General features: G+C 54.2%; 11 protein-coding genes. 9 read left to right on the top strand and 2 right to left on the bottom strand.

Features of this window, described 5'->3' with window-relative positions; genetic code table 11:
• Positions 1 to 3: 3 nt before the first annotated feature.
• Positions 4 to 1,347 (top strand): dihydrolipoamide acetyltransferase family protein, encoded by a 1,344-nt coding sequence (locus NLX71_RS11440; protein WP_254363773.1) that lies wholly within the window; start codon positions 4 to 6, stop codon positions 1,345 to 1,347.
• Between the two features lie 6 nt (positions 1,348 to 1,353).
• On the top strand, positions 1,354 to 2,772 hold the full coding sequence (lpdA, locus tag NLX71_RS11435; RefSeq protein ID WP_254363772.1) for a dihydrolipoyl dehydrogenase: 1,419 nt from the start codon (positions 1,354 to 1,356) through the stop codon (positions 2,770 to 2,772).
• Positions 2,773 to 2,889: 117 nt separating this feature from the next.
• Here the strand turns inward: lpdA and NLX71_RS11430 are convergent, their stop codons facing one another.
• Positions 2,890 to 3,141, bottom strand: a complete 252-nt coding sequence (locus NLX71_RS11430) for a YkgJ family cysteine cluster protein (protein WP_254363771.1) — start codon at positions 3,139 to 3,141, stop codon at positions 2,890 to 2,892.
• Between the two features lie 227 nt (positions 3,142 to 3,368).
• Here NLX71_RS11430 and NLX71_RS11425 point away from each other — a divergent pair, with 227 nt between their 5' ends.
• From NLX71_RS11425 to NLX71_RS11395, 7 genes are all read left to right on the top strand, one after another.
• A complete protein-coding gene (locus NLX71_RS11425) occupies positions 3,369 to 4,745 on the top strand; it encodes an ABC transporter substrate-binding protein (protein WP_254363770.1) in 1,377 nt (458 codons plus the stop codon).
• Between the two features lie 61 nt (positions 4,746 to 4,806).
• The gene (locus tag NLX71_RS11420; RefSeq protein WP_254363769.1) at positions 4,807 to 5,691 is read left to right on the top strand and encodes a carbohydrate ABC transporter permease; all 885 of its coding nucleotides are present in this window, start codon (positions 4,807 to 4,809) and stop codon (positions 5,689 to 5,691) included.
• Positions 5,691 to 6,518 (top strand): carbohydrate ABC transporter permease, encoded by an 828-nt coding sequence (locus tag NLX71_RS11415; RefSeq protein WP_254363768.1) that lies wholly within the window; start codon positions 5,691 to 5,693, stop codon positions 6,516 to 6,518. The genes NLX71_RS11420 and NLX71_RS11415 overlap by 1 nt, the downstream gene beginning before the upstream one ends.
• 180 nt (positions 6,519 to 6,698) lie before the next feature.
• The gene (locus NLX71_RS11410) at positions 6,699 to 7,313 is read left to right on the top strand and encodes a TetR/AcrR family transcriptional regulator (protein WP_254363767.1); all 615 of its coding nucleotides are present in this window, start codon (positions 6,699 to 6,701) and stop codon (positions 7,311 to 7,313) included.
• Positions 7,314 to 7,356: 43 nt separating this feature from the next.
• Complete coding sequence (locus NLX71_RS11405) at positions 7,357 to 8,562, top strand: HlyD family secretion protein (RefSeq protein ID WP_254363765.1); 1,206 nt, start codon at positions 7,357 to 7,359, stop codon at positions 8,560 to 8,562.
• A complete protein-coding gene (locus tag NLX71_RS11400) occupies positions 8,543 to 9,697 on the top strand; it encodes an ABC transporter permease (RefSeq protein WP_254363764.1) in 1,155 nt (384 codons plus the stop codon). The genes NLX71_RS11405 and NLX71_RS11400 overlap by 20 nt, the downstream gene beginning before the upstream one ends.
• A complete protein-coding gene (locus NLX71_RS11395; protein ID WP_254363763.1) occupies positions 9,694 to 11,526 on the top strand; it encodes a hypothetical protein in 1,833 nt (610 codons plus the stop codon). The genes NLX71_RS11400 and NLX71_RS11395 overlap by 4 nt, the downstream gene beginning before the upstream one ends.
• 192 nt (positions 11,527 to 11,718) lie before the next feature.
• On the opposite strand, the gene NLX71_RS11390 is transcribed toward NLX71_RS11395, so the two are convergent.
• A partial coding sequence (locus tag NLX71_RS11390; protein WP_375377913.1) for a fibronectin type III domain-containing protein occupies positions 11,719 to 13,137 on the bottom strand: 1,419 nt, incomplete at its 5' end.

The following is a 13,137-nucleotide window of genomic DNA, read 5'->3' as shown; positions in this document are numbered from 1 at the left end:
CCGATGGCAAACTTTGAATACCGCTTTCCCGAGCTGGGCGAAGGCATCCACGAAGGCGAGATCGTGAAATGGCACGTAAAACCCGGCGATACGGTAAATGACGAAACGATCTTGATGGACGTTCAGAACGATAAATCGACGGTGGAAGTACCTTCTCCGGTAGAAGGGAAAATCATTGAGCTCAAGGTCTCCGAAGGTACGGTATGTACGATCGGCGACGTGATCGCTGTCATCGAAGTAACCGGCGAGGTGCCGCAGCAGGCCCATGGCCACGGCGAAGCACCGAGCGCTGCTCCGGCGACAGCGGAAGCTCCGGCTGCGCAAGGCGGTGCAGAATGCGCGGTTGGCGGCGCCGTAGCGGCGAACGTGAACGCCTCGAAGCTGGATACGCCGATGGCAGGCGGAGCCCCAGCGGCAGGCGACGCGCGCGAAGTGCTCGCGACGCCGAGCGTGCGCAAGCTGGCGCGCGAGAAGGGCGTGAACATCGCGGAGGTTACCGCGACAGGCAAGAACGGACGCGTGACACGCGAGGACGTGCATGGCTTCACGCCGGGCGCTGCGCCGAAAGCGGCTGAAGCTTCGGCGGCAGCGGCTCCGGCAGCAAGCGCGGCGACGCCTTCGGCAGCAGCGCCGGTCAGCGGCGACCGCGAGGAAGAGCGCGTACCGCTGAAGGGTATCCGCAAGGCGATCGCGAATGCGATGGTCAAGAGCGCTTATACCGCTCCGCACGTGACTCTGATGGACGAAGTCGACGTGACCCGTCTTGTCACGCTGCGCGAAAAAGCGAAGCCGGTTGCCGAGAAGAAGGGCGTCAAGCTGACTTACCTGCCTTTCATCGTGAAGGCATTGGTGGCGGCAGCACGTCAATTCCCGGCGATGAACGCCATGATCGACGAAGAGAAGCAGGAAATCGTCTACAAAAAGTACTACCATATCGGCATCGCGACGGATACGGACAACGGTTTGATCGTACCGGTCATTCAGGACGCGGACCGCAAAAATATTTGGACCATTGCCGCCGCGATCAAGGACCTTGCGGTACGCGGCCGCGAAGGCAAGCTCGGTCCGAGCGAGCTGAAAGGCTCCACGCTTACGATTACGAATATTGGCTCTGCCGGCGGCATGTTCTTTACGCCGATCATCAACTTCCCTGAAGTGGCGATCCTCGGAACGGGCCGCATCAGCGAGAAGCCGGTCGTCAAAAACGGCGAAATCGTCATCGCTCCGGTCATGGCGCTGTCGCTCAGCTTCGACCACCGTATCATCGACGGCGCTACGGCACAAAACTTTATGAACTATATCAAGCAGCTGCTGGCCGATCCGGAACTGCTTGTCATGGAGGTGTAATCCAAGATGGTAGTAGGAGACGCATCGGTTGAAATTGACGTTCTGGTCATCGGGGCCGGCCCCGGCGGTTATGTAGCCGGTATCCGCGCAGCTCAGCTTGGCAAAAGCGTGCTGATCGTGGACAAATCCGAGCTTGGCGGCGTGTGTCTGAACCGCGGCTGCATTCCGTCCAAGGCACTGATTTCCGCGGCGCATCATTACGAAGTGATCAAGCATGCTACGTCGATCGGGATTTCGGCGGAGAATGTGAACATCGATTGGGCGAAGGTACAGGAGTGGAAAGACGGCATCGTCAAGAAGCAAAGCGGCGGCGTAGGGATGCTGCTGAAAGGGAACAAGCTGCAAATCTTTAACGGCGAGGCGCTGTTCATCAACGAGCATGAAGCGCGCGTCTTCAACGATAACGAAACGGCGCGTTACCGTTTCAACCACTGCATTATTGCGACAGGCTCCCGTCCGATCGAGCTGAAAGCATTCCCGTACGGCGGACGCATTCTGTCCTCGACCGAAGCGCTGTCGCTGAATGAGCTTCCGAAGAGCCTCGTCGTCATCGGCGGCGGCTACATCGGTATCGAACTGGGTCAAACGTACGCCAAGTTCGGCGCGAAAGTGACGGTGCTGGAAGGCTCCGACTCCATCCTGCCGGGCTTCGAAAAAGAACTGTCGCAGCCAGTGGCGCGCAACTTGAAAAAGCTCGACGTCGAAGTCGTCACCGAAGCGATGGCTCAAGGCTGCGAGCAAACAGACAAGGACGTGACGGTAACCTACACCGTCAAAGGCGAAGAGCATAAAATAACCGCGGACTACGTGCTGGTTACCGTCGGCCGCCGTCCGAATACCGATGGCGACTTGTCGCTGGAGCTCGCAGGCGTACAGGTCGGCGAACGCGGTTTGATCCAAGTCAACGAAAAATGCCAGACGAACGTTCCGCACATTTATGCGATCGGCGACATTGTACCGGGCATGGCGCTGGCTCACAAAGCTTCGTATGAGGCAAAAGTGGCGGCAGAATCCATTGCCGGAATGCCGAGCGTTGTGGACTACAAAGTCATTCCGGCCGTCGTCTTCTCCGATCCGGAAATCGCTGGCGTAGGTCTCAGCGAGACCGAGGCGAAAGCCAAAGGCATCAATGTGTTCACCGGTAAGTTCCCTTACGGGGCGAACGGCCGCGCACAATCGATGAACGTCACGGACGGCTTTGTGAAGCTTGTCGGCGATAAAGACACCGGCCTTTTGATCGGGGCACAGGTGGTCGGCGCGGAAGCTTCCAACCTGATCGCGGAGATGACGCTCGGCATTGAGATGGGCGCTACGCTTGAAGACATTGCGATGACGATTCACGCCCATCCGACGCTTGGCGAAATTACGATGGACGCCGCCGAAGGCGCACTCGGCCATCCGATTCACCAGCTTGTAAAAAAATAAATCCATATACGAAAAACCCGAGGCGAAAGCTGCTTGTAAGCAGTTATGCTTCGGGTTTTCTTTTTATTTGAAATTGCGAACCCGCCCGGCAAGCCAAAGGCTCTTGTCTAAATACTCTCAGCTCGTCGCCCGCTCCAAAGCTTCCAAATACGCATAGGCCTCTTCATTCGAACGGCCGCACATCTCCCCCGAGGCTCGCAGGCTGCCGCATACGGCCGGACGTTCCGGGCTCCCGAACAATCCGCAGCGGTTATCCGCAGTGAGCTGGATGCAGCGAACACCGGCAGGCTTGCCTTCCGGCATGCCCGGGATCGGGGATGAAATCGATATGACGATGCAGCAGGCGGCGCATCCGATCCGGCACTCCATAGGTCTTACCTCCCATTCTTTTGCGCTTCTACGACTAGTCCTCTTATTATACCATATCCTTTCCAACGATCAGGCAACCTGCGGGTTGCCTCTTTTTATGTCAGGAAAGTGGATAATTTTATCCCACCAAAGTTGTAATGTATACCTGTGACGCGTCATGACGCGATTTTATAATAAAAGCAAGGTGAAGGTCACCGATACAAATATTTACATAGGGGGATTCCCAGATGAAGAAAAGTGTACTTTGTTCCGCAAGCGCAGCGCTCTTGCTGACCACCGTACTGGCTGGCTGCGGCAGTTCCGCGCCGGCTGCGAATAACGAAAAAGACAAAGGAGCGGAGGCCGGCAAGTCGGCTGCCGGAACGGAGGCGAAGGCCGGATCGTTCCAAATGACGGTGCGTCACATCAACGTCCGGGAAACGGCGAAATCGACGCTGGAGCTGCTGCAGAAAGTGACGGCGAAAACGGAGCAGGATGTTCCGGGACTTAAGCTGAACCTCGACGGCGTCGAAGATACCGTCAACCGCGATGTGAAGCTGAAAGCGGAAATGTCCTCCGGCAAGCCGCCGCATATTTTCAACTTATTCGGCGGTGCGGATACCCAGAACTATGCCAAGGCAGGCCATTTGCTCCCGTTGAACGATATTCTGAAAGAGCTTGGCTTGTCGGACCAATTCTACAATCTGGGCGAATTTACGGTAGACGGCAAAATCTACGGTCTGCCGGAATCCGGTTACGTGGAAGGGTTCTATTACAACAAGAAAATGTTCCAGGACGCCGGCGTCCAGATTCCGAAAAACTGGGAAGAGTTCCTCAAAGTCTGCGAAGCTTTGAAAGCGAAAAAAATTACGCCGATCGCGCTGGGCGGCGGACCGGAAAGCGCTTGGGCGATCAACATGCTCGGCAACAGCTTGTTTGTCGGCTTAGGCGGTACCGAGCAGCAGGAAGGCTTCAAATCGGGCAAAACCAAGTGGACTGACGCTCCGGTTGTAGAAGCGTTCAAGCGGATGAAGGAATTGAAGGATAAAGGCTATATCGATCCTAACGTATTAGGACTGAAATATGCCGAAGGTCAGGCGAAGTTCTACACAGGCCAGGCTGCCATGCTGTTTGACGGTACGTGGACGACTTCCGCGGTGCTTGACAAAGAAAAATCGACCGTGAAAGACAATGTCGGCTTCTTCCGTCTCCCGGATGTGGGCGGCAAAGGCGATGGCCACATCAACGGCGGCTGGAGTAACGGCTACGGCTTCTCCGCTCACTTGAACGACAACGAATTGAAAGCCGTTAAAACATTCATCAAGAACTTCTACACGATCGAGAATCAAGCCGATCAGCTTAACAAAGCAAACCGGATTCCTGCTATGAAAAACGTCAAAGGCGCGAACGACGCGCATCCGCTGGTCAAAGAAATCGGCGATGCTCAAGGATCGTCCAAAGGCGCATTCCCGGCGTTCGACGCCTTGGTTCAGCCGAAAGTGAAAGTGACGCTCGAATCTTCGATGCAAGAACTGCTTGGCGGACAAGTTGCACCGGAGAAAGTTGCCGAACGGATGCAAAAAACGCAGGATGAAGCGAATCAAGCCGACGGCCAAAAAAAATAAAAAGCTAAACAAGGGTGCCGCCATCGCGCGGCGCCCGCATTTTGCTATCGGAGGGTGATCCATGAATAAGGTGCTGAGAAATCCGGTGGCCTACCTAATTTTTATCGTCCCGGCCCTGGTTTTATATGTGACGTTCTATATCGTCCCGCTGTTCTCGTCCCTAAGATATTCCGTCACAAGCTGGAACGGGATTAACGAACCGGTGTTCAACGGAATCGAAAACTTCCTTAAAGCGCTCCAGGACGAAAAGTTTTGGATCGGATTTAAAAATAACATCTATTTTGTCGGTTTTTCACTTTTTATTCAGGTTCCGATCATTATCGCGGTCGGCATTATCGTCAGCAGGGCGAAAAAGATGCTGGGACTTTATAAAGTATCAGTGTTTTTGCCGAGTATCCTGTCGACGGCCGCCGTGTCGATTATATGGCAATTCATCTACCAGCCGGATGCCGGGCTGCTCAATCAGCTTCTCCGCGTTTCCGGTTTCGCCGAAGTGGCCAAGCCGTGGCTTGGAACCCCGGATACGGCTATGACTGCGGTGCTCATAGCGAACGCTTGGCAGTGGACCGGATTTTATATCGTTCTGGTGCTCGCAGCGATCTTCGCGATTCCTTCGGAAGTGCTGGAGGCGGCGGAAATCGACGGCGCCGTCGGTTTCAGGAAGGCGTGGCACATCACCGTTCCGCTCATTCGATCGGTTATCGTCGTCGTCATGCTGCTGTCGATTACGGGCGCGATGAAGGCGCTGGATATCGTCTTGATTATGACCAGCGGCGGCCCTTTCGGCAGTTCGGAAGTCATGGCCTCGTATATGTACAAGCAGGCGTATTCGGCCGGCGAATACGGTTACGCCAATGCTATTGCGATTATCATTTTTGTGTTTACGTCTATCGTCACGCTCATTTTCCATCTGTTCTCACGCAGGGTAGAGGAGGTTAAATACTAATGAAGAAAGCGTTGGTCAAAAGTATTCCTCATCTCGTCCTTATTCCGTACGTGCTGATCATCGTCTATCCCATCTATTTCATTGTGATCTCGTCTTTAAAGAAAAATAACGAGATCATCACGAATCCATGGGGACTGCCTTCGGAGTTTTCCTTTTCGCACTATGAGAGCGCGCTGACAAATTCGCACCTTGGCACGTATTTTATTAACAGCCTTTATATCGCTACCATCGCTACAGTCGGGTCCTTGCTGCTCGCCATGGGGATCGCTTTTGCGGTCACAAGAATGCGCTTCCCGTCGCTCAGTAAGCTGGTGTACGGGCTGCTGCTGGTCTCGTTGCTCATTCCTCCCGCTTCGCTGCTGATTCCGCTGTATATTATGGTGAAGGACATGGGGCTGTACAACACTCCGTTGGCGCTCATTATACCATATACGGCGTTCGGGATTCCGTTAACCGTCTTTGTCGTGGCCGCTTTCATGAAGGCGATTCCTACCGAGCTTGAAGAAGCCGGCGTTATGGACGGGCTGTCCGCTTACGGCTTGCTGTTCCGGGTTGTATTCCCTCTGTCGCTGCCGACGCTCGTTACGGTGTTTATCATTAACTTCCTCAACCATTGGAACGAATATGTCATGGCGAACCTATTCCTGTCAACACAGACGCTCCGGACACTGCCTGTGGCGGTCGTCGGGTTTGCGGACAAATTCAACATGAACTATGGCGCCCTGTGCGCTTCGATCAGTATCAGCGTCATCCCGATCATTATCATCTTCATCTTTTTGCAAAGGCAAATCATTGAGGGCGTCACGGCGGGCAGCGTAAAGGGGTAATCGCCCCTTCTGCCCGCCTTCGCTGCGTCAAGCTTCGAAGCTCCGGCCACATTCGGCCCGGGCTTCTTTTTTCTATTGACAGGTTAGATTATCCAGTATAAAATACCATTCAGAGATGAATTGAACAATTGTTCAAAACGTTCGTTCAAAACATGTGTTCGAATTGAAAGGGAGGTTTTCATGAAACCGGAAGCGCAGGGAAAAGACGTTAAACTGAAAATATTGAACGCCGCCAAAAAGCTGTTCGCGAAAAAAGGCTTCGAAGGCACGACGGTGCGGCAAATTTGCGATGAAGCGGGGGTGGCGCTCGCTCTGGTGTCTTATCATTTCGGGGGCAAGGAGAACGTGTTTTATTCGCTGTTTGAAACGTTCGCCCCGGCGTTTCTGGTGGCAGAGTACGAGCTGAACGATCCCGTACACGATCTGCAATCGTTTATCCGGGAGTTTACGCTCTTCCGCTTGGCGGAACCCGAGCTCATTAATATACTTCAGCAGGAGGTCATGATGGAGAGTCCCCGGCTGGAGAAGCTGCAGTCGATTATCCACGTGCTTTGGCGGCAGCTCCGGCTCATTCTTGAGGCGGGCAAAGCCAAGGGGCAGTTCGAGTTCGATTCGACTCGCCATACGGTGCATTTTATCGTAGGTACGCTTGTGTTTTCGCGCAGCAGCCCGTTTCTGGACCCCGTATTCCGGGACGAGAACGAATCCGCCCAGCCTAAGGCGGCCGAGACCGAAGCATCGGTTGCGGAACTGACGACCAAGTTCATTCTTAACGGAATTAAGAGCCAGCTATAGACCATATAGAGAAAAGAAGCATCAGGAGAGGGGAACGGAGGAAATGAAGAAACAAGTGGCGGCTATCGTCGTATTGGCATTAGCGCTGAGCGGGGGAGGCTGGATGTTGGCGGCACAGGGCAAGGATGCGGTAACGCTGGCCTCTTCCAACAAAGGAAGTATTCTGACGGCAGAGCAGGTGAATGTATCCTTTCAAGGCGTCGCCGGCAAAATCATCGAGCTTTCGATCAAAGAGGAACAGACGGTTCGCAAGGGGGACGTATTGATGTCGCTTGATCCGACGGATATCGACCTTCAGCTCCGCAAGGCGCAGGCCGATGTGGAGGTTACGACCTTAAAGATCAAGCAGGCGGAAGACGGCATCCAAGTCGCCAAAAGCAAGCTGGACAATGCGGTGAGGCTGGCGCAGGTCGGCTTGTCACAGGCGGAGACGCAGGTGGCGCAGGTGGCAGACGGAGCGAGAAGCGAAGATATCGAACGGCAGAGGCTTGCCGTCGCGGCCTCGGAGGAATCGTACACGCATGCGCTCAAGCTGTACAACCAGCTGCTGAACACGGAGGAGGCGTACGATAATAATCCGTATTCGTACAAGGATCACCGCGACGCGGTCGAGAAGGCGCGCAGCCAGGTAGCGACGCTGGAGAATGCGAGAAACCAGCAGCAGACCGTTTTGGATAAAATGCTGACCGGCGCTACGGATAAAGAACGCAAGCTGGCGGCGCTGCAAGCGGACCGCGCCAAGGCGGTCGTCGAGCAGCAGCAGCTCGCCGAAGGCGATATCTCGAATCAGCAAATCGGCATTGAGGCGCTGAACAAGCAGTTGGAGCAATTGAACATTTTGATGGAATCGCTGAAGGTGCAGAAGGACCGCTTCACGCTGCGCGCTCCGGCTGACGGCAAGGTGGTCAGAATTATACCGAAGGCGGGCGAGAATGTCGGCTCCGGGATGCCGGTCGTCGTATTGGAAACGGGCAAGCTTTATTACGACTTATATGTAGACGAGCGACAAGTCGGCAAGTTCCAAGCCGGTTCCGCTGTACCTACGCATTTTGCAGCACTGCCGGACAAAGTGGAGGGCAAGGTGCAGTTCGTCACGGCCGCGCCGCAATTCGCCGCGCTTCGCATGAGCCGGGAGAAAGGCACCGCAGATTTGAACTCGTTCCAAGTGCGTGTCTACGTAGAGCGGACCGACAAGCTGCTGCCAGGCATGACAGCGGAGGTGCGTGTCGATGAAATCCCTGCTCGATGAATGGAAATACGCGCTATCCGGCAAATTCGTGATAGCGATTCTGATCGCTCCGCTGATCGTGGCGGCGTTGTTCGGCTACATGTTCAAGAACGGTCAAATCAATGAAGCGCCGATGGCGGTCGTCGATGAAGACAACAGCTTGTACAGCCGGCAGTTTATCGACAAGGTGAACGCCTCCCAATACTTGAACGTCGTGGACGTGTTCCACGAGGCGATCCCGCCGGAAAAGCTGATGACCAATGAAAAATATATGGTCATCATGTATTTGCCACGGGGGATGGAACAGTATCGTTTCCAAGGGAAGCAAATTAATATAGGCCTGCTCATCGACAACTCGATGCCGTCGTCGGTAGGGAACATACGCTCCGGTATGCAGGAGCTGGTTACAATCGAGAACACGACGCTGTCCGTAGGCAAGCTGAAGGTGATGGGACTTGGCGACGATGCGGCGATGGGAATTGCCTCCCCGATCTCGCTGCAGCAGCGGCTGTTGTTTAACCCGACCTCCGATTTTATAGGCTTCATGGTCGTCGGCTTCGTCAATGTGGTGGCGCTGGGGATTACCGCCATCGCCGCCGCATCTATCGTCCCTCGTCTGCGGGTGGAGGGCCGGCTGGAGGAGGCGCTTCGTTCGCCGATCGGGCTCTGGTCGCGCGTGCTGCCGTATGCGGTGATCTCCTGCATCAGCCTGATGCTGGCCTTCGGACTTCTGAAGCAGCTTGGCGGGCTGAGATTTGTCGGGAACCCGCTGGAATTTGCGGTTCCGCTGCTGCTCTACACCTTGACGGTCACGCTGATGGGTATGGTCGTCGGCTGGACGGCGGCGGACCCGTCGAAGGTGGCGCTTCGCACCTATGCGATTGTGTACCCGTCCTTCATGCTGTCCGGCGTACAGGTGGCCACAATTATATTTCCCGGGCCGATTCAAGCGGTCAGCAACATGCTGCCGCTGACCTGGCTGTTCAAATTCATTCGGGGCATCGGCTATCGTGGCGGCTCGCTCGACTATTTCGTAAGGGAACTCGGTATATTTGTCGTGATGATCGGCGTGATGTCGCTTGCCGTCGGTTTGCTGACGATGTGGGAGTCGCGCCGGGTTAAAGTAAAATCAACGGTGGGAGAGGTTGCAGCATGATGAATTCGAACCAACAATGGAAAAAAACGGCGCTTTCCGTCGTTCTGACGGCTTCCCTGCTCGGTACGGCGTCCATTTCGCCTGCCATGGCGGCTTCGGAAGCTGCGGCAGTGGCCGACGCGTCGAAGTCGGCTTCCGGCACGATCGCTGGAACGCCGAAGCTGCAAAGCTATACGCTCGCGGATAAGCTGCAGGTCGAAATCAAGAGCTTGCTGAACGAGACGACCAGCGAAGGCACACGCATCGCTGCGGTCGTGCGGGTTCGGAGCTTGGACGCCAAGGTGGCGAAAATTCCAGATCTGGAGCTGCGGGTCAAAACCGCCGACGGGTACGAATATCCGATGCAAGCGAGCGTGTTTAACGCCCATGCCGTTCGTCCGGGTACGACCGAGGAATTGAACTTCTTCGTCAAGGTGGACCGCCGGAGTCCTTCGGAGCTTGCCGAGCTTGTCTGGTATGCAATTGACTGGTACTCGTATCCGAAGAAGGAAACCGTGCGGCTCGCGGTGCCCGTGAAAGGACAAGAATGGACCGGGCCGCTGTCCGGTTTCGCGAAAGCTTCTTCCTCGGTGCTGTCGTGGGAGCGCTCCTTTACGCTAAGTCCGACGCTGGAATCGCCGCTCGTCTATACGCCGGTTTCCGTGAGCCGGGATAACACGCCGCAAGGCCCGGTAACGACCGTGAAGATGCGCGTGGACAATCCGTCCGCGACCAAGGAGGCCGTCCCGGATATTACGCTGGACGGCAAGTCGAACGGGAACGGCAGCACCGATAAAACCGTCTTCCCGGGAAAACGGGTCGAGGCGTCGCCGCTTGTGCTCGAACCGAAGGAGCAGCGGTACATCCATTTCGCCATCCCGACCGATAAGGATACCGTGCTCACGAGTTTCAACGTGCTGACTCCGGAAACGTTCCGCCAGCTCGATCCCAAAGGCCAGCCCAGCCCAGTTTCCTACAGCGTGGGACGTTATCAGGTGGCGCTGCCGGTCACGAGCAGCACGACGGAGTACAATGCGGCCAAGCCTTACGAACTGGGCCAGCCTTTCGCATTTGACAGCTTGTCCGATACGATCGATCCGCGCCTGTCGGTGTCGATGGTCGAGTTCCATCGTCATGAGAACGACGGCGAAGGCTATCAGACCGTGATTGCGAAGCTGCTGCTCAGAAACAACAGCGACCTGCCGGTTCCGGTGCCGACATTCCAAACGAAGCTGATTACGGCGCAGGGCATGACGTATTCCGGCAATCGTCAAGCGGGGACGATAGCGGAGATTATGCCGCAAACGAGCTATGCCGTCAGCTATGCGTTCAACATGCCGACCGAGAACGAGGACGAGCAATACGTTCTGAAGTTCACGGATGCGAAGACGGCAGCGCCGGCCTCGACGGCGATCGGAGCGTACCGTGTGGCCATGCAGGAAACGAAGCTGGACCTGAAAAATATGTCGTTCTATCCGTTCAACGTCAAGCTCAATGACTGGACGCTGAACGCGCGGTATATCGTACCTTCGGCGCTCTCTCCGAACACGCCAATCGGCTATACGTATCGTATGAAGCTTGATATGGACATTACTCGCAACGAGCATGTCGTCGTCGATCCGAACTCGTCCAAAATGCAGTTGGAGCTGGTAGATAAGACGGGCAAAAGTTTGTCGACCAAGTCGCTGCCGTTCAGCGGCGTGAACCGGTTGATCAGCGGCGTACAGTTTGTTCAGTTCGACGCCCTGCGCACCGAAGAGCACGAGTATCCGCTGGACATTAATATATACGAAGTGATAGCGACCCCGACAGGCGAAGCGAAGCGGCTTGTCGGCGTACTGAAGCAGTAGGATGAAATTTGATCTGGTGTACGGTGTAGTGATTGTATAAAACACGAAGGCGTGCAAATTCTTGTACGCCAACGAATTTTCATAATTAACAAAAAAGCAGACTGCTGAAATGGCGGTCTGCTTTTTTGTTGATTGAGCAAATAATTAAAAACAGGCCACCGCTTAGCGGCGACCTGTTGAAGCAGTGTTTCATCACGGCTTCGAATCAGTATTGGGATTAGTGGAAGATGCTGTATAAGCATTCACTTCAAATGTGATAATTTTATCGTAAATCATGTAATCCTTCCGGTTTTTAAAAGGGCCTTTGTTGTTATTGTGCTTGTCGATTGCAAACATCACCGCACCCGTGCCGGAAGCGCGACCTTCATACCAAGCTAGGAATGCGTTCACTTCTTTCATGGACAGGTCGTATTCTTTCTCTTCCCCGTTGTTCAGCATGATGCGCAGCAGGGCTCTATCCGTATCCTGAGTTGGCTGGGTTACAATCGATCCGTTAGGTGTAGCCGAAGCTTCGTTCGAATTTGGGCTTTCTCCTGCTGCATTTACGGCAGTAACGACATAATAATACGTTGTTCCATTAACCACGTTCGTATCTGAGTAGGAGGCATACGTAGCGCTATTTACGGTGGCAATTTCTGTGTAAGGGCCTCCTGCCGTAGTGCTTCGCTTCACTTTGTAGCTTGTAGCTGTATTCATGCTGCTCCATGTCAATGATACGGTTTTATCGCCTCCTACCGCCGTTAAATTAAGCGGTGCGCCGGGTAGAACATCATGGTTTTTGCCGAATACGTTCCATTCGTAGGCCCAAATACCAGACCCGGCAGTGATCGGTTTCAACACAACGCTCGAAACATTTTGAAGTGTATTCGGCAATGACTCCACGCCATCATTAGTTGTTGGCGTATGGGAACCGATCAGCGTATTATTCGCGTCATAGAACTCCATTTTAACTTTGTAAGAGTCATACCATTTGGCGATTACGGCATTAATGTCCTTAGGAGCGGAAAATGTATACCATGCGATGTTGTTTCCGATATATTTTACTGTATTCCCGTTGTTGTCTGTAAACTCCATAACCGTGGACGTCTGATTATTAAAAGTTGCACCTACTTTTAACGCTACCCCATCCAATAAACCGCCCGTATATTTGGTGGCGCTTGGCTTAATGTTGATTTCGTTGGAAACCGTGCTTTCCCCCGCTTCATTCACGGCAGTTACCACATAGTAATACGTAGTTCCGTTGACAACTGAGGTATCTGTAAAGGAATTTCCCTTAATGTTGGAAGCGAGGACGGCATAAGGTCCTCCGGCCGAGGTCGAACGTTTAACCGTATACGATTTTGCTCCGGTCGTAGTCCAATACAGATCTACGACACGATCTCCACCACGAAACCAATTAATCGTAGGAGTCGTCGGCGGGAAAGATGGAGTTGTAAATACGTTCCATTCGTAGGCCCAAATACCAGACCCGGCAGTGATGGGTTTCAACACAACGCTCGAAACATTTTGAAGCGTATTCGGCAATGACTCCACACCATCATTAGTTGTTGGCGTATGGGAACCGATCAGCGTATTATTCGCGTCATAGAACTCCATTTTAACTTTGTAAGA

The organism is Paenibacillus sp. MZ04-78.2 (genome assembly GCF_024213375.1).
Classification (GTDB): Bacteria; Bacillota; Bacilli; order Paenibacillales; family NBRC-103111; genus Paenibacillus_G.
The sequence above is the reverse complement of the archived record's forward strand: the minus strand, read 5'-3'. Positions and strand labels throughout refer to the sequence as shown.